This is a genomic window from Lepagella muris (assembly GCF_004793975.1).
GTDB lineage: Bacteria > Bacteroidota > Bacteroidia > Bacteroidales > Muribaculaceae > Lepagella > Lepagella muris.
Map to the genome: position 1 here is coordinate 22,028 of NZ_SRYB01000024.1, position 22,592 is coordinate 44,619.

20 protein-coding genes are annotated in these 22,592 nt (G+C 43.4%); 18 read left to right on the forward strand and 2 right to left on the reverse strand.

The window, feature by feature from the left end:
- The first annotated feature begins 208 nt into the window (after positions 1–208).
- From E5331_RS14240 to E5331_RS14325, 18 genes are all read left to right on the forward strand, one after another.
- Positions 209–1,828, forward strand: coding sequence for a KOW motif-containing protein (locus E5331_RS14240; RefSeq protein WP_135985428.1), 1,620 nt, complete (start codon positions 209–211; stop codon positions 1,826–1,828).
- Positions 1,829–1,913: 85 nt separating this feature from the next.
- On the forward strand, positions 1,914–2,819 hold the full coding sequence (rfbA, locus tag E5331_RS14245) for a glucose-1-phosphate thymidylyltransferase RfbA (protein ID WP_135985430.1): 906 nt from the start codon (positions 1,914–1,916) through the stop codon (positions 2,817–2,819).
- A 36-nt stretch (positions 2,820–2,855) separates the two neighbouring features.
- Entirely contained in the window at positions 2,856–3,989 is a 1,134-nt protein-coding gene (locus E5331_RS14250; RefSeq protein ID WP_135985432.1) for a dTDP-glucose 4,6-dehydratase, read from the forward strand.
- Positions 3,990–4,126: 137 nt separating this feature from the next.
- On the forward strand, positions 4,127–4,690 hold the full coding sequence (gene rfbC, locus E5331_RS14255) for a dTDP-4-dehydrorhamnose 3,5-epimerase (RefSeq protein ID WP_135985434.1): 564 nt from the start codon (positions 4,127–4,129) through the stop codon (positions 4,688–4,690).
- Positions 4,687–5,568 carry a dTDP-4-dehydrorhamnose reductase gene (gene rfbD, locus E5331_RS14260; protein WP_135985435.1) on the forward strand — a complete coding sequence of 294 codons (882 nt, stop codon included), beginning with the start codon at positions 4,687–4,689 and terminating at the stop codon, positions 5,566–5,568. The genes rfbC and rfbD overlap by 4 nt, the downstream gene beginning before the upstream one ends.
- A 62-nt stretch (positions 5,569–5,630) precedes the next feature.
- Positions 5,631–7,070, forward strand: coding sequence for an oligosaccharide flippase family protein (locus E5331_RS14265; protein WP_135985437.1), 1,440 nt, complete (start codon positions 5,631–5,633; stop codon positions 7,068–7,070).
- Positions 7,061–7,831, forward strand: a complete 771-nt coding sequence (locus E5331_RS14270; protein ID WP_275441230.1) for an acyltransferase — start codon at positions 7,061–7,063, stop codon at positions 7,829–7,831. The genes E5331_RS14265 and E5331_RS14270 overlap by 10 nt, the downstream gene beginning before the upstream one ends.
- Before the next feature lie 275 nt (positions 7,832–8,106).
- Positions 8,107–9,204 carry an O-antigen ligase family protein gene (locus tag E5331_RS14275; RefSeq protein ID WP_168355245.1) on the forward strand — a complete coding sequence of 366 codons (1,098 nt, stop codon included), beginning with the start codon at positions 8,107–8,109 and terminating at the stop codon, positions 9,202–9,204.
- A 15-nt stretch (positions 9,205–9,219) separates the two neighbouring features.
- Positions 9,220–10,161: a glycosyltransferase family 2 protein gene (locus tag E5331_RS14280; protein WP_135985441.1), complete on the forward strand. Its 942-nt coding sequence runs from the start codon at positions 9,220–9,222 to the stop codon at positions 10,159–10,161.
- A gap of 22 nt (positions 10,162–10,183) precedes the next feature.
- Entirely contained in the window at positions 10,184–11,305 is a 1,122-nt protein-coding gene (locus tag E5331_RS14285; protein ID WP_135985443.1) for a glycosyltransferase family 4 protein, read from the forward strand.
- A 53-nt stretch (positions 11,306–11,358) separates the two neighbouring features.
- Positions 11,359–12,282, forward strand: coding sequence for a nitroreductase family protein (locus E5331_RS14290; protein ID WP_168355246.1), 924 nt, complete (start codon positions 11,359–11,361; stop codon positions 12,280–12,282).
- Positions 12,283–12,284: 2 nt separating this feature from the next.
- Positions 12,285–13,328, forward strand: a complete 1,044-nt coding sequence (locus E5331_RS14295; protein ID WP_135985447.1) for a polysaccharide pyruvyl transferase family protein — start codon at positions 12,285–12,287, stop codon at positions 13,326–13,328.
- 2 nt (positions 13,329–13,330) lie between these two features.
- A complete protein-coding gene (locus E5331_RS14300; protein ID WP_135985449.1) occupies positions 13,331–14,419 on the forward strand; it encodes a glycoside hydrolase family 18 protein in 1,089 nt (362 codons plus the stop codon).
- The gene (locus E5331_RS14305) at positions 14,416–15,414 is read left to right on the forward strand and encodes a glycosyltransferase family 4 protein (protein WP_135985451.1); all 999 of its coding nucleotides are present in this window, start codon (positions 14,416–14,418) and stop codon (positions 15,412–15,414) included. The genes E5331_RS14300 and E5331_RS14305 overlap by 4 nt, the downstream gene beginning before the upstream one ends.
- A complete protein-coding gene (locus E5331_RS14310) occupies positions 15,414–16,607 on the forward strand; it encodes a Coenzyme F420 hydrogenase/dehydrogenase, beta subunit C-terminal domain (RefSeq protein WP_136013276.1) in 1,194 nt (397 codons plus the stop codon). Before E5331_RS14305 ends, E5331_RS14310 begins: the two co-directional genes overlap by 1 nt.
- A complete protein-coding gene (locus tag E5331_RS14315) occupies positions 16,604–17,680 on the forward strand; it encodes a polysaccharide pyruvyl transferase family protein (RefSeq protein ID WP_135985455.1) in 1,077 nt (358 codons plus the stop codon). Before E5331_RS14310 ends, E5331_RS14315 begins: the two co-directional genes overlap by 4 nt.
- A gap of 120 nt (positions 17,681–17,800) precedes the next feature.
- Complete coding sequence (locus E5331_RS14320) at positions 17,801–18,544, forward strand: WecB/TagA/CpsF family glycosyltransferase (RefSeq protein ID WP_135985457.1); 744 nt, start codon at positions 17,801–17,803, stop codon at positions 18,542–18,544.
- A 395-nt stretch (positions 18,545–18,939) separates the two neighbouring features.
- Positions 18,940–19,389 (forward strand): hypothetical protein, encoded by a 450-nt coding sequence (locus E5331_RS14325; RefSeq protein ID WP_135985459.1) that lies wholly within the window; start codon positions 18,940–18,942, stop codon positions 19,387–19,389.
- A 176-nt stretch (positions 19,390–19,565) separates the two neighbouring features.
- Here E5331_RS14325 and guaA read toward each other — a convergent pair whose 3' ends face one another.
- Positions 19,566–21,092 (reverse strand): glutamine-hydrolyzing GMP synthase, encoded by a 1,527-nt coding sequence (gene guaA, locus E5331_RS14330; RefSeq protein WP_123484248.1) that lies wholly within the window; start codon positions 21,090–21,092, stop codon positions 19,566–19,568.
- Between the two features lie 10 nt (positions 21,093–21,102).
- A complete protein-coding gene (gene guaB, locus E5331_RS14335) occupies positions 21,103–22,575 on the reverse strand; it encodes an IMP dehydrogenase (protein WP_123484249.1) in 1,473 nt (490 codons plus the stop codon).
- Positions 22,576–22,592: the final 17 nt, after the last annotated feature.

The window sequence follows — 22,592 nt, forward strand, 5'->3', positions numbered from 1 at the left end:
ATATATTTATCTAAATATCAACAATGTAATCCACGTTGCCCCACTCTAAATTAGAGAAGGACTCTTTACACTACGGGATTACCTAAGAATCAAGCTCTTGCCAAAATCCCCGCGACATAACCCCCGATTTTTCCTCCCGACACCCACAGGTTGTCAGGGGGAAAATAAGTGTACCCTCAAAACCCGAAGTGGGTTATAGTGCTTTTCGATGCCGAAACTTCTATCATACATAGATTTACAAAATTCCGCGCTCCCGAAAAATACGTCACGTGCCACCCTCGACAAGATCAGTCAGTTCACCAACTCACTGCGTGACTACTGCCAGGGTGAGGACGTCGACATGAGGCTCGCACAGACCACCCCCTTCGTCATCGGCTACGGCACCGCACTCACCGACGGCACCGTCCGCAACTACAGCCCGACCGTCGCCAACGAGTGCGTCGAACGCCTGCGGAGCACCCTCCGCCGCGCAATGCGAATGAGGCTCATACCCAACTACGACCCCATACCCGAAGCACTCATCCGGCTCCGCGAAGAGGTTTGGCACCTCGACATGAAGGCGGAAACACCGATACCCATCGAACTGAACACACAGGAGGAGACCTGCGAACTGGCACGTCGCCTGACATGGCTCTTCGCCAACCGAGGCATCACCCGTCAGCCCGACGATCCCGCCGCACAACGCCGTCTTCGCGAAAGCATCACCGAGGCACGCGCCGCCCTCATCGTCCTCTTCGGACTCTTCTTCTACGGACTCGACGTCGAGTCCATCATCCGCCTCAAAACATCAGAGCCCTCAGAAATTTTCGTGCCGAAGTACGGCAGAAGCCTCCCGGTCCCGGCAGTCGCCCTCTCCCTCGCCCGAATGCACAACGAAGGCAAGATCTGCACCGTCGGCAACTACCTCTTCAGCGTGGTCAGCGACACCGACACCGACGAGCAGATCGCAGCCAAGGCACAGCGCATCACCGCACGTGCCCGCAAATGGCTCCTCCGTGAAGGCTTCGGACTCGGCAACCACTCGACCCTCCTCGGAGAATGGCTCACCGTGGCAGCCGCCACCGGAGCACCCACCGACGACATGGAGTCGGCACTCACGCACGCCGCCGAGGACCGTCTCACCCAGCTACCCACCGAGACCCTTCTCCGGCTCAACAACCCCGACAAAAGCATCTCCGGATTCCTCGAACAGAACTGGTACGTGCTGTGCAGCTACTCCACCACCTTCCGTGGTGACCGACTTCGCCGTCATATAGCCGCCTCCGGCATCTTCGGCACCGAGACCGACGCCATGCGCCGACTCTACGACCCGACCGACCTTGACGACGACCGCCGTCACGAATCCTCCGCTGTGAGCCGCTTCATCTTCTTCCGTGGCAACCCCATGGAGGCGATGCTTGTCGACAGCCTGCGCCGCGACGCCTCCGTACTCCGCGTCAGCCGTACCCGTCGCTTCGCCATCGTGCCCCAGCACGAACTCGAACTCTTCCAGGTCGCCCTCCGCGACTTCCGCGACGACGTGGACCTCGTCGACCGCGAGGAATGGATCCTCGCCCACCGTAAAGAGTTCGCCAAATCCCAGAAAGTGATCATCCACACCGGACCCTTCAAAGGCCGCGAAGCCACCATCGTCGACATCAAGACAAAACCGGGCAAAGCCTCCGGCAGCACCGCTACCACCGAGCCCGTCTACCTCCTCAGCTTCGCCCACACCACCTTCACCATCGTAGCGACAGCAACCGCCCTCGCCCTCGATGCCGCCCCAACCCCGCCAAGCCCACAGAGAATAATCTTCACACGAAGAAACAAAAGAATAAAAAGAAATTAATCTACAACCAGATACAATCACCCTCAAATTCCCCAATCATCTCACCTTCCCCTGAAGGATGGTCGGGGGATAACCTCATACCATTATGAAAGGCATAGTACTCGCCGGCGGTTCCGGCACGCGCCTGTATCCCATCACGAAAGGCGTATCGAAGCAGATGCTTCCGATCTATGACAAACCGATGATCTACTATCCGATTTCGGTGCTCATGCTTGCCGGAATCCGTGACATCCTCATCATCTCCACCCCACATGACCTCCCCGGTTTCAGGCGTCTTCTCGGTGACGGCTCCGATTTCGGAGTGCGTTTCGAATATGCCGAGCAGCCATCCCCCGCCGGTCTTGCACAGGCTTTCATCATCGGGAAGGAATTCATCGGTGATGACTCGGTGTGCCTTGTGCTCGGTGACAACATCTTCTACGGCTCATACTTCACGGGTATGCTGAAGGAGGCTGTGCGTTCAGCCGAGGAGGACGGGAAGGCAACCGTCTTCGGCTATTGGGTCAGCGACCCGGAGCGTTACGGCGTGGCGGAGTTCGACAGCGAGGGTAACTGTCTCTCCATAGAGGAGAAACCGGAGCATCCGAAATCCAACTATGCCGTAGTTGGTCTCTACTTCTATCCCAACAAGGTGGTGCATGTGGCGGAGAACATCAGGCCGTCGGCACGCGGTGAGCTGGAGATCACGACCGTCAACCAATGGTTCCTCCAGGATCGAGAGTTGAAGGTGCAGACACTCGGTCGTGGCTTCGCGTGGCTCGACACCGGCACGCACGACTCGCTTGCCGAGGCATCCACCTTCATAGAGGTGATAGAGAAGCGTCAGGGACTGAAGGTTGCGTGTCTTGAGGGGATCGCCTACCGCAAGGGATGGATCACGGAGGAGAGGATGCGCCGGAATGCCGCCCCGATGCTCAAGAACCAGTACGGGCAGTATCTCCTTCAGGTGATAGAGGAACTGAGGCACAGGGATATGACAGGTGATAGGTAACAGGTTATATGTAATAGGTCATTAGTAACACAATCTATGAGGAATATATTGATCACCGGTGGTGCCGGATTCATCGGATCGCACGTTGTCAGGCTGTTTGTCAACAAATACCCTGACTATCATATCGTAAATCTTGACAAGCTTACATACGCCGGCAATCTTGCCAATCTTGAGGATATAGAGGGCAGACCGAACTACACGTTCGTGAAGGCTGACATCGCCGACCTCGATGAGATGCGCCGCATCATCCGCGACTATGAGATCGACGGCATCATCCACCTTGCGGCAGAGAGCCACGTTGACCGCTCCATCAAGGACCCGTTCACGTTCGCACGCACCAACGTAATGGGCACTCTCGCCCTGCTGCAGGCCGCCAGGGAATACTGGGAATCGTTGCCCGAAAAATATGAAAGCAAGCGATTCTACCATATCTCCACCGATGAGGTGTACGGGGCACTCGAGCTGACCCATCCGGAGGGTGTTGACGCACCTTTCTCCACCAAGGCATCAAGCGGAAAGAAACATGAGGCGTATGGTTCCCTCTTCTTCACCGAGGAGACCAAATACAATCCCCATTCGCCATACAGCGCGTCGAAGGCATCCTCCGACCACTTTGTCCGTGCCTACCACGACACCTACGGTATGCCGACGATCGTGACCAACTGCTCCAACAACTACGGACCGTACCAGTTCCCGGAGAAACTGATACCCCTCTTCATCAACAATATACGCCACGGCAAACCACTTCCCGTCTACGGCAAGGGTGAGAACGTGCGCGACTGGCTGTACGTGGAGGACCATGCCCGCGCCATCGACCTCATCTTCCACAAGGGTAAGACCGCCGACACCTACAACATCGGCGGCTTCAATGAATGGAAGAACATCGACCTCATCAAGGTCATCATCAAGACCGTTGACCGTCTTCTCGGCAACCCTGAAGGTGAGAGCGAGCGTTTGATCACCTACGTCACCGACCGACTCGGACACGACATGCGCTACGCCATCGACAGCCGCAAGCTCCAGCGCGAGTTAGGCTGGGAACCGAGCCTCCAGTTTGAGGAAGGGATTGAGAAGACCGTCCGCTGGTACCTCGACCATCAGGACTGGATGGACCGCATCACCAGCGGCGACTACCTCCGCTACTACGACGACATGTACTCCAATCGCTAATCTGGCTCTTCGCTCATATTAAAATCTTTAAATGATTCAAAAGATTTAAGGCGTTAGCAAAAGTTAGCGCAGCAGTTTTGTTTCAAGTGTGAGCGCGGAGCGCGAAATTCCAACCGTCCCATCTCAATAATAACCGAATGAAAGTAACAAAGACCGACATAGAGGGCGTCCTCATCATAGAGCCTCGCCTTTTCAACGATGCCCGTGGCTATTTCTTTGAGAGCTACAACAGAAAGAACTACGAGGAAGCGGGTATAACCGCAGATTTCGTACAGGATAATGAGTCATGCTCCACGCGAGGCGTCATGCGCGGGCTCCACTTCCAGCGACCGCCATACGCACAGGCGAAACTCGTGCGTTGCGTGAAGGGGAAAGTACTTGACGTGGCAGTAGACATCCGCAAGGGTTCACCCACATACGGACAGCACGTGGCAGTGGAGCTTTCGGAAGAAAATCACCGCCAGTTCTTCATACCGCGAGGTTTCGCCCACGGATTTGCCGTACTCTCCGATACAGCGGTGTTCCAATACAAATGTGACAATTACTATCATCCCGAAGCCGACGGCGGCATCTCCATTCAGGACGACACCCTCGGCATCGACTGGCAGATAGACCCTACGGAAGCCCTCCTGTCTGAAAAAGACACGAAACATCCGCTTCTGAAGGATTTTGATTCACCCTTCATTCTTAAAGAGAAATGAATATACTTGTGACTGGCGGAAACGGACAGCTCGGAAACTGCCTGAGGAATGCCGCCAAGGGATCGGAAGACAATTATATCTTCACCGATGTGGCGGGTGACAACGTGGTGCGTCTTGACATCACAGATGCAGATGCCGTCAGCCGGATGGTGAAGGAGAATGATGTGAAGGTCATCGTCAATTGTGCCGCGTACACCAACGTTGACAAGGCAGAGGATGACGGGGAACTCGCGGAGTTGCTCAACGCTACCGCCGTAAGGAACTTGGCAGAGGCGATTAAGGCAAACGACGGCACGCTAATACATATCTCAACCGATTACGTGTTCGGAAAGGAGCCATATAATGTGCCGTGCCGTGAGGACCAGAAGGGTACCCCGACTGGTGTCTACGGTATGACAAAACTCCACGGTGAACAGGCGATCGCAGAGAGCGGTTGCCGTGCACTGATTTTCCGCACAGCGTGGCTCTATTCAGAGTACGGAAGAAATTTTGTGAAGACGATGCTCAACCTGACGGCTACGAAGCCGGAGTTGAGGGTGGTGTTTGACCAGGTCGGTACCCCGACGTATGCGCAGGATCTTGCAGACGCAATCTTCCATATAATCAATAAGCGCAAGATGTCGGGCAACGAAGGGACTTACCATTACTCCAACGAAGGTGTATGCTCATGGTATGATTTCACCAAGATGATTGCAGAATACTCCGGCAACACGGAATGTAACATCCAGCCATGCCACTCCGATGAATTTCCCTCCAAGGTAATCCGTCCATCCTATTCTGTCCTCGACAAGACCAAGGTCAAGGAGATATTCTCCCTCCGCGTCCCATACTGGACGGATTCTCTAAAACGTTGCATAGTAAATCTAAAATCAGAATAAATTTTCTTGAAATATAATAATCATTATTAAAGTAATGATTCATTCTATCCCAATAAGAATTTATGGGTTTAAAAAAGAATATCCTTTATAGCAGCATACTGACTACAGCAAATTATATATTCCCGTTATTGGTATATCCCTACGTCTCACGAGTATTAGGTGTCACCAATATCGGGATATGTAATTTTATAGATAGTATAATACATTATTTTATCTTATTCTCCATGATGGGCATTACTATCATGGGAGTGCGAGAGATTGCATCAGAAAAGACAAATCGTATTTCTCTTGATTCCAAATATAGTAGTCTTGTGGCGTTGAATGGAATCATGACACTGATAGCAGTTGTTGTTTTAGTTATAGTTACGTTTATAGTTCCTCAACTTTGGGAAAATAAAGAGATGATGATATATGGAGGGGTTAAATTGGTAAGTAATTTCCTCCTTATAGAGTGGTTCTACAAGGGAATGGAAGATTTCCGTTATATTACGATGAGAACCATTGGCGTAAAGTGTTTGTTTGTTGCGTCAGTATTCATATTTGTTCGTGAAAAATCTGACTATCCAATATATTATCTTCTTACATGTTTGATGGTTACGGGAAATGCAGTCATTAATTTTATTCATGCCAGAGAATATGTTTCGTTTAAAATTAAATTGATATCATTCAGCTCAATATGTAAACCATTCTTCATTTTAGGATCCTATATGCTTATAACATCAATGTGTACCACATTTAATGTAGCATATTTGGGATTCGCTACTGATGAAACACAAGTCGGATACTATACCACAGCAACAAAGCTATATTCAATCTTATTGGCATTGTTCACGGGAGTGACAAGCGTCATAATGCCGAGGATGAGTTCTTTGCTTGCAGATAAAAAGATAGAGGAATTCAAAGAATTATTGAAAAAAAGCAGTGAATTACTTTTCTCATTCTCTATTCCGGTAATAGTATTTACTACATTATTGGCTCCTCAGGTTATATTGTTAATTTCCGGTCCCGGTTATGAGGGAGCTATAACACCTATGAGAATAGTGATGCCACTAATGCTTATTATTGGATATGAGCAGATTATAGTAATTCAAGGACTGATGCCATTAAGAGAAGATAAGATAGTGATGAGAAATTCAGTTATCGGAGCAACGGTAAGTCTTATACTGAATATATCGCTGGTTTCAAAAATGGCAAGTGTAGGATCTTCAATTGTCTGGATATGCACTGAGACAGTGGTATTGATTCTTTCACAAATCGCAATCACTCATATAATCGGTGTAAAATTTCCGATTAGAACTTTCATTAGGAATATAGGGTGTTATATCCCACTATTCCTTATCCTATTTTTCTATAAAGATATATTATTTTATGAATCTTATTTAATATTGCTTATAACGGCAGGGTTATTCTCGGGAATATATGTGATGATTTCTCAAATATTTATTCTTAGGAATCCATTATTAATAAATATTCTAAATCCGCTATTAAAAAAATGGAAATAAATAATTTGATATTAATTGGAATAGTATTTCTCTTATTAATGTTAATTGGGAAATGGGTATTATTATTGTTATTGAGTCCATTGATTATAGCGTTTAATAAGAAGAATCGAGCGGAGGCTTGTAAGATAGAAAATAGTGATAAAAGAAATGTTAGTGGTCAAATTAATGATGATAAGGTTAAAAATAATAGTATCTTTAGAATAATTAAATCAAACATAAGAAGATATTTAGAAGGGTATATGCGATATATGCAATTCCAGGTTGCATATATTCCATCTCACCATATAAGGAATTTCATATACAAGACAATTTATCTTGTGGAAATGGAGAAAGATGCCATTATTTATTTTGGAGCAGAGATAAGAGGTGGTTTTAATTTATCTTTAGGAAAAGGATGTATTGTAGGTGATAAAGCTGTTCTTGATGCTCGAAGAGGAGGAATTGAAATTGGAGATAATGTCCAGTTGGGAAGTTTTGTCAAATTATGGACAGGTTCGCATGATCATGATGATCCATATTTTCGTAGTATGCCAAATAAAAGAGGACCTATAAAAATTGGAAATCGAGCTTGGCTTGGTCCGAATGTGACAGTTCTACATTCTGTGACAATTGGAGAAGGTGCTGTGATTGCTGCTGGTTCAGTAGTTACAAAAGATGTAGAACCTTTTGCGATAATGGGAGGTATACCAGCAAAGAAGATCGGAGAACGGTCTCATAATCTGTTATATAATTTTAAAGGAAATTATATCCCTTTTTATTAATGAAGTATATAGTCGGATTTATAGTCTTAATCTTATCCCTGTCAATGTTTTTTATTGATAGGAAACGTAAGTTTCAACTGATTTTAATCAGTTGCGTATGTTTGAATTTTGCATCGTTCCCATTTGTATCATTTGGTTCAGCAAATCAAATGTTATGTCTGTTCTTTTTTTTATCTGAAATTAGAAATTTAAAAGTATTTTTACATAGATTGAAAAAAACTCCTATATATTTAGCTCTTTTGATAGTGACTCTATCAACAATAATTACTATTATTATGAGTCCGCATGCACATAATATAGTTACAATTATTGGGCTGATAATTGGGGATTTATTGACAAAATATTATGTAATCGCGTATGCATTCTTAATGTTTACGGATTCATGGTTTAGATTAATGAGCCGTACTTTATATGTATGTTTATTGGTGCTTACTTTTTTTGGAATTCTTAATCTTTTAACAAAGGATAGTATTGTCCTTACAATGATGGGAAATACATTTGGAGAGAAGATTGCAAGTTTAGATCGGATGCGTGTTGTTGCATTGTTTAATTATCCTTTTGATTATGGTTATATGTGTGTTATGTCTTTACTGATTACTATATATAACCAGAAACGTAAATTGTTGACAAATAATGCAATCTTGATAAGTTATATTTGTAGTGGAATTGGAATAGTAATATGCGGATGTAGAACTATATTTGTACTTGCAGGAATATGTCTATTATTGTATTATATGATTAATTATTCAGTTTTTAAGGCATTAAGGGCTATTTCAATTTGTGTAATAATGGGTATTGGAGCCTACTTTATGATACCGAGTGTAAAAGATAAGGTTGACACGACATTGACAGCATTTACATTTGAAGAAACAGAAGAAGATTCCGGAAGTAGTCTTGTTGGAAGAATTCTTCAGTATGATACGGCTATTAACTATATTCAAGAACATAAGATATTTGGCAGGGGATATAGATTTTTTCAAAAAGATTTAGGGTATGATAAGAATGGTAATGGTATGTTTGATCTCCCAACTGAAGCTCGTCCTCTTTTAGGTCTTGAGGGAGCCATTATGAAATTAATTTTAGAGAATGGATATTTTGGGGTAATTTGCTATTTATTGTTTTATATAATCATGATTAGATATAGTCTGAAGCTATGTAGATATAGTAAATTGGACGGCTCAATGGCAGCAATTATATTGACAGCGTACTTATTGTATGGTAATATGACAGGAGAACTATCAAGTTCGATAATAACATTTATATTATCCGGTATATTCTTAAAAAAATCGGATATTTGTAGGATTGAATATTTAAAAAGATGTAGAAATTTGGAAGAACATCAGTCATCAAACGGTTCGTTGCAAATAGCTTGATAAATTTTTAGTTACATGGAAGAGATTTTGGCAATAGTTATACCGGCGTATAAAATAACTTATCTTAGAGAGACACTGGAGTCAATCAGCAGACAGACAGATAAGCGATTTAATCTTTATATTGGAGATGATTGTAGTCCGTATGATATTGAATCCGTTGTAAAGGAATATGAAAATAAAATCCCATTGACATATAAGCGATTTGATACAAATCTCGGTGGTAAGGATTTGGTTGCTCAGTGGGAACGCTGTATTGAGATGACTAAGGATGAGGAGTATATCTGGCTTTTTAGTGATGATGATACAATGGATCCAGAATGTGTAGCTTCATTTTATAAGGTATTATCTGAAAATAGGGATGATGAGTTATTCCATTTCAATATCAATATGATTGATGATTTGGATGGTGGAAAGATAAAGACACTTCCTCTCTTCCCAGAACGAATGACTGCGGGAGAATATTTAGAGTCGAAACTACGTGGAAAGATTCTGAGTTTCGTTGTGGAATTTATATTTTCAAGGGTATTGTATAAGAAAGTAGACGGTTTCCAAAATTTTGATTTGGCATGGGGTTCTGATTTTATGACATGGCTTAAAATGTCAGTAAATTGTAAAGGTATATTGACAATAACTGGAAGTAAAGATTGTTGTGTCAATTGGCGTAAAAGTTCGGAGAATATTTCTCCGGATAAATCCTATCCTATCATTATAAGGAAGATAAAATCGTTAATAAAAAATGCAGCCTTTATTAAGGATCTTATGCTTTCAAAACCACATAAGTTTCAGCCATTGATAAAGTCATTCCGTTGGTTACGATTCCCATTAGGTGAAATTTATCGTAGTAAGGATATTCTTAGAAAGGAAGATATTTTATATTTATGCAAATTATATATAAAAAATGTTGGTTATCCTATTATGGTATTATTTATTTATTTAAGAATTCTGATTAAAAAGTAATCTTCTTTGATAATATTTGATTATGAAAAATAAGAATCGGATTTGTTGGATAACTGCCAGCTATATGTTGCAGGTTGATTTACCATTATTAGCAACGTTGACAAAGGATTTTAATATAGATTGGTATTTCTGGGGAAATAGGGAGTCTTCCACAGGGAAGACAGCGTTGAAATATGCGGAGGATAATAATATACCTCTCAATTTTATTGAAAAAGGAAGATTTATATTTCATCCTGGTAATTTCTTTGATCAGAAAGAAATTATAAAAGGTCTGGCGAAATTGGATTATTCAATCTATTATTTCGATATATCTACTTTTCCTTGGATGCTCTCTTTGATTAAAAGGTATATTCCGGAAAACAAAGTGGTGATTGCCATGCATCATGGTAAACCTCATTCCGGAATGAGGTTCAAACCATTATATTTCCCATTCTTAAAGTATATAAATAAACAGAATTGCTATCTGCAATACTTTTCAAATAATCAGGCAGAGGCTTATGCGGGTGGAAATATAGATAGAAGATATATAATACCTCTTGCTTTAAATGATTTTGGTGTTGTATCCGCAAAGCCAAGAGATGATGGAAAAGTCGTATTTACCGTTTTTGGAAATATAATCCCATCAAAGAATGTCGGGTTATTGATATCTGCTGCAAATAAATTATGGGAAGAGTATGCAGGGAAGTTTGTAGTTAAGATTGTGGGACATTGTAAAAATTGGCAGTCGGTGTATCAGCCATTGATTAAATATGGTGATGCATTTGAATTGGATATAAGGAGAATTGAGGAAAGTGAGATACCTAAATTATTTGGTGAGTCACATTATTTAGTATTGCCTTATAAATCAGTTACGCAGAGCGGACCATTGAGAATTGCCTACGGTTATAATGTGCCTGTTATTGCTTCTGATTTGGATGGATTTAAGGAGAGTGTAGTTGAGGACGTTACAGGATTATTATTCTCTGAAGGTGATATTGATTCATTATATTCGGTGATGAGGAGCACTATTGAGAATCATCCATTGATGTATGATGAAATAAAGCGGTCACAAAAGAGGTATGTGGATGAGAATCTTTCTACGAAATCTGTATGTGATCAGTATGTTAAAATGTTTAATGAAATTTTATCAGATAGATGTCAATAAAAAAGTCGATTACAGAGAATCCTTTGGCAATCTTCATAAAGATGATACCGACAATGGTAGATGAGTTCTGGAGGTTTGCTAAAGGGAATGCCAGATGTGGAAATTCCGGGAATCGGGATAAGATGTTAACTGAAATATTGATGTTGACACATGCTTTGGAAAAAGGATTTTCTTTGCCCAATATGAGAAAATCGTTTGGAAAGGAGAAAGCATCCAAGTTGTCGGTTCTTATAGAGAAGTATATATCTTCGTATGGTTATACTGCAGATTTGATTGTGCCGATTTCTCTTATGAAGAAGTATATGGAGTTTCATAAGGAGAATGGTATTAATTCTAAGGAACTTGATTTGATATCTGACCGTATTCAGAGAATAACAGAAAAATATAAAGAAATTTGTTTCGATAAGGCAGGAAGTATAGATAAGACAAAGGAGGAAATGCTTACGGTTGCCAAAGGAGATTTTAAAACATTGGCAACGGGAAGGTATTCAATCCGTAATTTTGATAAAACTCCTGTAGCGATAGAATCAATAAATGAAGCGATTGAGATAGCAAAGAAATCGCCCTCAGCTTGCAATCGACAATCTTATCGTGTTCATGTCTTTGAAGGGGAAAATAAGAATCATATTCTTAAATTGCAAGGGGGGGCAAACAGTTTCTCTGAATGTGTGGATAAAGTGATATTGATTACAGCTGATTTACACAGATATTATACTCGAGAGCCGCATTTGGGATATGTTGATGGCAGTTTGTTTGCAATGTCGTTGATGTATGCTTTGACGTATCTTGGAATCGGTTCAATCCCTTTGACTTTAGGAATAAAGACTAAGAATTTAAAGCGGATTCATACTGAGTTTGATATACCGGAGAATGAAATACCGGTCTTATTGATTGCCGTTGGTAACTACACGGATTCATTTAAAGTGGCAAGATCTGAGAGAAACGGAATCACTTCGTTCACTACCTATCATAAATAAAAATGAAAGTATCTATTCTGACATATCATTGGGAGGATAATTATGGAGCGACCATGCAGGCTTATGCCACGTATCGTGCTATAAAGGAACTGGGACATTCTCCTGAATTTATTGATTTGCGATTGCCTTATAATCCCTCATTAAAATCAAGGTTGGTTTTTGGATTAAAACGTATGCGTTTTAATTCATTCCGTAAGAAATATTTCAAGAATCTTACGTCAAAAACGTATTGGAGTGTGGAGGAATTGAGGAATAATCCTCCGGAATCTGATTGCTATCTTGTGGGGAGTGACCAGACTTGGAATCCTCAGATTGGAAAAAAATTATTGCCGGCGTTTTTCTTGACATTTGGAGATGATAATGTTAAACGAGTATCTTACGCGACAAGTATAGGTCTTAATAAGTGGGAGGTTTCTCCTTATATCTCAAATGAGGAGATAAAGGAATCGCTTAAAAAGTTTGATAGGATTTTGCTTCGTGAGGATAGTGCGATAAAGATCGCCAAAGATTTTTTTGAAGCTGATGCGGTTCAAGTGATTGATCCGGTACTGCTTTTCCCAAAATATTCGGAATTGACTGGCGACATAAAGCCTTCGAATGAGATCATAACGTATAAGTTGATAAATGATGAGGGCTTTTATGAGATGGCAGGGGAGATGGCAAAAAAAATGAATTTGCCGATACGTTCGATTGGCAGTGTGCGTAAACCATCGGGTTACAGGGCTTCTTATCCTGAGAAAGTTGAGGATTGGATTAAGAGATTTGCTGAGGCATCTTATGTAGTTACAGATTCTTTTCATGGAACAGTGTTTTCATTACTGTATCATACCCCTTTTGTGATATATATAGGGAATCCGAGTCGTGCTACCAGAATAGTTTCACTATTAACCCAACTTGGGTTAGAAGAGCGTGTTTTGTCAAAACAAAATACTCAAGAGGAGTTTGAAAAGATGATTGTAAAGCCTATTGATTGGAATGATGTGGATTCAAAGTTGTCTGTGTTAAGGAAAAAGTCAATGACTGAGTTAAAATATGCATTGAGTTAGAAATGAAAAGGTTTGGAATTATATCTATATGCCGAATATTGATATTGATTCTTAGTGCATTATTAATTTGGGGATTTACATCATTTTATGATGATGGCGTTGATGTTATCTCTGAATTGAAATTTAAGAATAATGGTAATTGGGATGGAAATTCGGTAGTATATGGATATGTCACGTCTTGGAGTAAGGATTTGCCTGACCCATTTTCTGTAACTCATCTGTCTTATGCTTTTGCTACAATTGACAGTACTTTCACTACACTAACAATAAAGAATCTGGATAGATTCAAAGATATTGTTGGATTAAAGAAGCAGAATAATAAACTAAAAGTATTGCTTTCAATTGGAGGCTGGGGTGCAGGTAATTTTAGTGAGATGGCTGCTGATGATGGAAATAGAACTGAGTTTATTCACAATCTAATGAATATTGTGAGAACTTATAATCTTGATGGTATAGATATTGATTGGGAGTTTCCCGGTTCTTCTCTTGGAAAAATTTCAAGTTCTAAAGAGGATAAGTCAAATTTTACGGTCTTGATGCGTCAGATTAGAGATTCTATCGGTAGGGACAGAGTGCTTACATTTGCGTCTCCTGCCTATGGAAACTATTATGATTTTGAAGATTTAGTTCCGGTTGTTGATTTTGTCAATATAATGACATACGATATGGGTGTTCCTCCGAAATTGAGTGCACCTCTTCATCAATCTCCAAATACTGGTAAAATATGTGTGGATTATGTAGTTGCTAACCATTACAAATGGGGAGTGCCTGTAAATAAAATGTTGATAGGTATCCCTTTCTATGGCAGAGGTGACGATAAAGAGTATAAGAAATTTCATGATTATAGGTATATCGTACCTAAGGCCGGTACACAAGTATGTTTTGATTCAATTGCAATGAGTCCATATATAATAGATTCTGCTTCTGGTAACATACTAATCTCGTATGATGATACAACGGCTGTCAAGGCTAAATGTAAATATGTCAAGGAGATTGGTGCTCGAGGTGTTATGTTTTGGCATTATTGCGGCGATAAGAAGAATGGAGAACTATTACATGCCATTAATTCAGAATTAAATTTTGTGAAATGAAGAAGAAGGTATTCCAATTTAATAAGGAGCTTTATAAGGTCACTGGTATACAAAAAGTACTTATGGATATTCATGAGGCTTTACGAACTGAGTTTGATTGTAAGATTGTTGGAGAAATTCCTTATGAAAAGGTAAATAAGAATTTAGAGATAGCGGAGACTGATTATGTCCGTTATAAAAATCCTTTGATGTTTCGTAATTCAATAGTGATTATTCATGAGAGACGGTTATTGCCTTTGATGTGGATTCTTATGCGTATCCCCGGTTTGAATGTCAAATGCATATATATTCATCATAATGAGTTGTATGGTAATAAATTATTGTCGTTATTCCCAAAGAATATAGTGGCTATTTCAGATGCCGGTATAAAAAATCTTACAAAATATTTTGGAGTAAAATATTCAGCAATTACTAAGATACATAATTGCGTGAGGGAGTATGAAGCGTATGTGAAAAGAGAAAAGAAATTTGATTCAAATAATGTGACAATATTATATCCGGCACGAATCAATGATGTGAAAAGACAGATTGAAATTGTAAAACATCTGAAGGGGAAACTTGATAATAGAGTAAAGATTCTTTTTGCCGGAACCGGTCCTCTTTTAAATGAATTGAATGATATATGTGAAGGGGATGAGCAGTTTCAGGTATTGGGATTTAGAGATGATATACCGGAATTGATGCAAAATTCTGATTTCGTGATGTTGTTTTCTAAACATGAGGGATTGCCTATTTCTCTTATTGAAGCGACTCAGAGGGGGATTCCTGTGATATGTAATTCTGTAGGTGGAAATGAGGAGATAATAAGGGATGGAGAGAATGGTATTATTTGTAATGATTGGGATTCATTACTTAATACTTTGAATACACTCCCGGCAATGACTCAGGATATCATTGATTGTATGTCGGAAAATGGTCGGAGAGCCTATCTCAATAATTTTAATTTCAAGATCTTTAAAAATAACTATATAAAACTCATAAAATCAGTAGAGTAATGCCACATTTAGCTTCGGATATGACTTGTACGGGATGTTCTGCATGTGCAAATATCTGTCCTCATTCAGCAATTGAGATGGCAAGTGACAGAGAGGGTTTCCTGATGCCAAACATCAACCCTGATTTATGTGTAGAGTGTAAACTTTGTGAAAAGGCTTGTCCGATTGTAAATAGTAAGGATTTGAAAAATCCGGAACCAAAGGATGCTATTGCATTTTGGGATAATGAAAGCCGAACAAAAAGTAGTTCAGGAGGGGCATTCTCAGCTATCGCACGATGGATATTGGATAAAGGAGGAGTGGTATTTGGAGCATCTTGGACTAATGGTTTTGAATGTAATCATAAAGGTTGTGATTCGGAGGATAAATTAGGTGATTTAAGAGGGTCTAAATATCTTCAAAGTGATATCAAGAAAACTTATATTGAGGCAAGGGATGCACTAAAGGATGGTAAATACGTATTATTTACAGGTACTCCATGTCAGATTGCAGGGTTAAAGTCATTTCTATTAAAACCTTATGAAAAATTAGTGACGGTTGATATTGTCTGTCATGGAGTCCCCTCAAATTCTTTATTCTATAATTATATAGAAAAATTGGAGAGTGAAAATGAGAATTATTCAGGAATTTCCGGGTTTGAATTCAGAAATCTTCGCGGTTGGGGCATAGCCCCAACCGCGAAGATTTCTGATGGAAGGAAATTGACTTTGACAGGTATCTCGAACCTTTATATGAAGGCTTTTGAGAAATCTGCAATATTCAGAAATTCATGTTATGATTGTCATTTTAACGGACTGCAAAGGGTGGGTGATATTACAATAGCTGATTTTTGGGGATTGGGGCAACAAGGGAAGCCGTTTCATCATGATGTGACAAAGGGCGTTTCTTTAGTGCTTGTAAATACAGAGCGTGGAAGAGAGATTATGAGAGGAATGAAGGATTGTCTGTATGAGGAACGTTCTCTGAAGGAAGCAATTAAACTTAATCATAATCTTGTCAGGTCATCAATACGACCGGCTAACAGAGAGGAAATAATTAGGGCATTCAATGATTCAAAAATGTCTTTAGCTGAAATAAATAATAAGTTTGATATCGTTGGATTGGGATTTAAATCCAAGATTAGAGATATGCTTATTACCACAGGTTTATTTTGGCATGTAAAGTCGGTAATCAATAAAATCAGAAGTTTATGAAAATTGGTATATTGTCAATGCAACAGATTACGAATTATGGTTCGTTTCTGCAGGCATACGGTTTAAAATCAATAATTGAGGGTCTTGGGCATACTGTGGAATTTATCAATATTAAGCCGGGAGAGCAACTTCCTCAATACAGAATAAGTCGATTTCATAAGATTAAGCTGATGCTTAAACGTTTAAGGGTGAATCATCCAATAAAGCAATTCCAATGTACATTGAAATTACATAAACGTTTTGATAGTGAGTTTAAGCCGGAATTGGGCGTGAGACCAGATAGGAATAATTCTTGTTTTGATGCAGTTGTGATAGGGAGTGATGAAGTGTTTAATGTGGCACAAACGACTTGGTTTGGTTTTTCGACACAATTATTTGGCGAAGGTCTTAATACAAGTAGGGTATTAAGTTATGCAGGTTGTTTTGGCGCAACTACTGTAACGAAACTTAGAGAATTAGGTATTGCAAACCGTGTGGCAGATCTTCTGAATAATTTTTCTGCAATTTCAGTTAGAGATAAGAATAGTTCAGATGTTGTAAGTGCCTTAATCGGGAAACAACCGGAAATGAATGTGGATCCGGTCATTGCATACGGATTTGATATGGAAGTGCGTGTGCCAGATATTAAGGATAATTATCTTTTGGTCTATACATATCCGGGAAGAATGAATAATCCGGATGAGATTAAGGCAATAAGGGAATATGCTAATGTAAAAGGATTAAAGATTGTTGCAATCGCTAATTATTTTGATTGGGTTGATGAGGTTGTGACTCCGCATCCTTTTGAAGTATTGGGATATTTCAAAAAAGCTAAATGTATTGTGACAGATACGTTTCACGGTGCAGTAATGTCTCTTAAATTCAATAAACAATTTGGTGTGATTGTAAGAGATATGAATAGTAATAAATTGACCTATTTGTTACAACAATTCAAACTTGATTCCCAAATTGTAAAATCTCCGGAAGAGTTGGGCAAAGTGTTAAATTCAGAGATTGATTATAATACGGTCAATAATATAATTAAGAACGAGCAAGTTAAGTCGGTTGATTATCTTAAGAAGCAACTGGGCTAATTATGATATTATTGCTTTAATGTTTTTTGATTTGTACAGAACATTTGTTAATGGTGGCTATCAGTAGTATAGATAGCAAAATAAGGATTCATCACTATAATTCAAATTTCATAGCTTTTTATGAATACTCGCAGATTCGTTGATTGTATCACCGAGTCCGCAGCAAATTATCCGCACATCACGTTTTCTAAGTCTGGCGCAGCTTATACCTGTGTCAACCCTTTTTCGTATCATATCGTCAGGAGGAATGCCGATCTGTTTGGGGCTTTCGATGGATTGTATGTCGACGGGATGCTGATGTGTAAGTTGATTAATCTGTTGTGGCGTCGGTCGATTCCGAGACTTAGTTTTGATATGTCGGGCATGGCTGTTGACCTGTTCCGGCTTCTTGATGAGGCTGCCGGGGATAAGACGGTTTATTTTATCGGGGCTAAGCAGGAGGAGCTGGAGAAGTCGGTGGCGCAGATCAGGAGGAGTTATCCGAGGATGGCTGTTGCCGGGTATCGCAATGGTTATTTCTTGGATGTCGATGACAGGAGGCGTGCGATACGTGATATTGTAGATTCGGGTGCGGATTTTGCGATTGTGGGGATGGGTGCTCCGCTTCAGGAGCAGTTTGCGTTGGATTTGCGAGATGCGGGATTCAAGGGTATTGTGTTTACGTGTGGTGGTTTCCTACATCAGACGGCTGATAGGATAAATTATTATCCGGATTGGGTCAATAGGTATAATCTGCGGGCGTTCTATCGTCTTTTCCATGAGCAGGGGCTTTGGGGACGCCTGTATAATGTTCTTATTGAGTTTCCGGTGCTGTTTACGTATGATACGATACGTAGCCGATGGATCGTCTCGTCTACTTCCTAATGGGAGCTGAGGAGATTTTTATGGGGAGGGTGGGCTTGGTCGGCACCCCTCGCCCATGGGCTCGGGCACGGAACTCCAGCGGACACGGCTGAGTACGGGTAGCCCCAGTTATCTGAAGGGGATGTAGGGATTGTGACTGTGGGTTATTTCAGGAGGATTTCGATGTCGCTTTTTAGAAAGTCTTCTATCGATATGCCTCCGGTGCCAACTTATTCAAATTGAGATGCAATTTTACTCAAATTGGGATGCAATTTGGAATTTTGAGTGGAACTCAAAAGGAACTTGGATTTGAGCGGAACTCAAACGAAACTGCTGAAAACATCTGGCTTCTGGGCTGTTCTTTTAGGGGGCTGAGGCGGGATGGCTTTTTTTTCTTCCCCTTTAGGGTGCTTGTTATGAGGATTGGTGGGATTGATTTTGTGAGGAGCGGGGAGGGGTTCTCGCTTAGGGGGTGTCCGGAGTTTTGGTTCGTGACGCGGGATGGATTGTCAGCGGCGCGATGGATGGGGTATTATTTGGAGGTGCCGGGTGTGGATGGTTTGTTGCGCGTCAGGAAGCGGTGCTATGGGGGATGTATGCTGACGAATGTGCCGGTGTATGGGAATGTTGTGTTTTTGCCGGAGGATGGCTCTTGTGACGGGAGGGGGAGGATTTTCCGGCGTGTGTCGGAGGCAGGGGAGGATGGTATTTTGATTGAGGATTTGTGGGAACGGTGGTTTCTTCTGACTCCGGATGGTAAGAGGAGAGAGGTGATTCGCGGGCTTGGTCGGGACCCCTCGCCCATGGGCTCGGGCACGGAACTCCAGCCGACACGGCTGAGCTTTGGTAGCCCCTCGGTTCATTGAAGGAATTGCCTCTCGGCTCTCTGTGGGGGAATTTGATTTTGATAACGGGAAGCCCCGGAAAGATTTGTGTCTTTCCGGGGCTTCTTTGCGTTTGGGCAATAGCCTTTGGCTATTGGCTTTGGCTTTGGTGATAGCCTCAACCTTCGGCTATGCCGAGGTTGAGGCTATTCCGTTTTTTATTCCCACTCGATTGTGGCTGGTGGTTTTGAGGAGATGTCGTAGACTACGCGGTTGACGCCGCGCACTTTGTTGATGATCTCGTTGCTGACGTTGGCGAGGAACTCGTAGGGGAGATGTACCCAGTCGGCGGTCATGCCATCGGTGGAGATCACGGCGCGGAGTGCGACGCAGCTTTCGTATGTGCGTTCGTCGCCCATTACGCCTACGCTCTGCACGGGGAGTAGCATCACGCCTGCCTGCCATACGCTGTCGTAGAGCCCGGCGTCACGGAGTCCGTTGATGAAGATGGCGTCTGCTTCCTGCAGTACGCGCACTTTCTCTGCGGTCACTTCTCCTATGATGCGGATGCCGAGTCCGGGTCCGGGGAAGGGATGACGTCCGAGGAGTCGCTGGTCCATGTTCATGGCTTTACCTACGCGGCGTACCTCGTCTTTGAAGAGGAGGCGGAGCGGCTCAACGATCTTGAGGTTCATCTCTTTGGGGAGACCGCCCACGTTGTGGTGGCTCTTGATTGTGGCTGACGGTCCTTTTACGGAGCAGCTTTCGATCACGTCAGGATAGATGGTGCCCTGTGCAAGCCAACGTGCGCCTTCAATTTTCTTTGCCTCTGCATTGAACACTTCCACGAAGTCGCGTCCGATGATCTTACGCTTCTGTTCGGGGTCGGTTACGCCTTTGAGGTCGTTGTAGAAACGTTCGCTGGCATCTACGCCGATGACGTTGAGACCCATGTGCTTGTAGGAATCAAGCACGTCGTCAAACTCGTTCTTGCGGAGCAGGCCATTGTTGACGAAGATACAGGTGAGGTTCTGTCCGATGGCTTTGTTGAGGAGCATGGCGGCAACTGATGAGTCGACACCTCCGGAGAGACCGAGTATGACGCGGTCGTCGCCGAGTTTTGCCTTCAGTTCTGCCACGGTTGTCTCAATGAATGAGTCGGGGCTCCATGTGCCGGAGCATCCGCAGATGCCGAGCACGAAGTTGGAGAGGATCTGTGTGCCGTCGGTTGAGTGGTACACCTCCGGGTGGAACTGTATGCCCCAAGTCTTCTCCCCTTCGATATGGTAGGCGGCTGCCTGCACGTTTTCGGTAGAACCGATTATGTGGTAGTTCTCCGGGAGACGTGTGATTGTGTCGCCATGCGACATCCATACCTGAGTGGGTGAGGGCACGTTGAGCATCAGCGGGTCGATCTGGTCCTTGACCGTGAGCATTGCGCGGCCGTATTCACGGCTGGGTGCGCCCTCCACCTCGCCGCCAAATTCGGCAGCGAGGAGCTGTGCGCCATAGCATACTCCAAGCAGGGGCAGATGACCTTTGATGTTGCTGAGATCCGGTTTGGGAGCGTCCGCGTCGCGTACCGACGAGGGAGATCCGGAGAGGATGACGCCCTTTATGTCGGCGTCAAGCTCAGGAATCTTATTGAAAGGATGGATCTCGCAATACACGTTGAGCTCACGCACGCGGCGTGCGATGAGCTGGGTGTATTGTGACCCGAAATCCAGAATCAGTATTTTTTCCATTTGTATGATATTATTCTGCACGTGAATAGTTGGGTGCCTCTTTCGTGATGGTCACGTCGTGGGGATGGTTCTCGATCACGCCGGCAGAGGTGATGCGCACGAAGCGAGCGTTGTGGAGAGCCTCGATATCCTTCGCGCCGCAGTAGCCCATTCCGGAGCGGAGACCGCCGAGGAGCTGGTAGATGGTCTCGGCGAGAGTGCCCTTGTAGGGTACGCGAGCCACGATGCCTTCCGGCACGAATTTGCTTGAGTCGCAGGTTGCGCTCTGGAAGTAGCGGTCTTTTGAACCTGCCTGCATAGCCTCGATGGAGCCCATGCCACGGTAAGCCTTGAATTTACGACCGTTGTAGATGATGGTCTCGCCCGGAGATTCCTCTGTACCAGCGAGCATTGAGCCCATCATTACGCAATCGGCACCTGCGGCAATGGCTTTCACCACGTCGCCGGAGTAGCGGAGACCGCCGTCGCCGATTACGGGCACACCATATTTGGCAGCTACCTTCGAGCAGTTGAAGATTGCGCTCAGCTGGGGCACACCCACGCCAGCCACGATACGGGTGGTGCAGATTGAGCCGGGACCGATACCAACCTTGATGCCGTCGGCACCGTTTGCGATGAGGTATTCTGCAGCCTCGGCAGTTGCGATATTGCCCACGAGCACGTCGATTTGCGGGAACTGTGCCTTCACTGCCTTGAGGGTGTTGACCACGTTGGCGGAATGACCGTGGGCTGTGTCGATCACGACAGCATCCACGCCGGCATTAACGAGAGCCTCAACGCGTTTGAGAGTGTCGCTTGTCACGCCTACGCCGCCGGCTACGCGGAGACGACCCTTGCTGTCCTTGCAGGCATTGGGGTAGTCCTGAATCTTAGTGATGTCGCGGTAGGTGATGAGACCTACGAGCTTGTTGTCTTTGTCAACCACGGGTAGTTTCTCGATCTTATGACGGAGAAGGATCTGCGAAGCCTCTGTGAGGTCGGGATTGGTGGTGGTGACGATATTCTCTTTAGTCATCACTTCGGAGATGCGGAGCGACTCATCAGTCTGGAAACGGAGGTCGCGGTTAGTCACGATACCCACGAGCTTGCCCTCGGTGTCAACCACGGGTATGCCGCCGATATGGTTCTCGTGCATCATGCGCTGAGCATCGCCTACGGTCTGTTCGGGAGTGATGGTGACGGGATCAAAGATCATGCCGCTTTCAGCACGTTTCACCTTTCTCACCTGTGCAGCCTGCATCTCGATAGGCATGTTCTTGTGGATTACGCCGATGCCACCCTGACGGGCAATAGCGATAGCCATAGCGGCTTCCGTTACGGTGTCCATTGCAGCCGATACCACCGGGATGTTGAGGGTGATGTTGCGCGAGAAGCGGGTCTTCACCTCCACCATGTTGGGAGTGACCTCTGAATATGCCGGAATGAGAAGGACGTCGTCAAACGTCATGCCTTCCTCATTCACTTTTTCTGTTAAAAATGACATTTCAATCAGTTTAAATG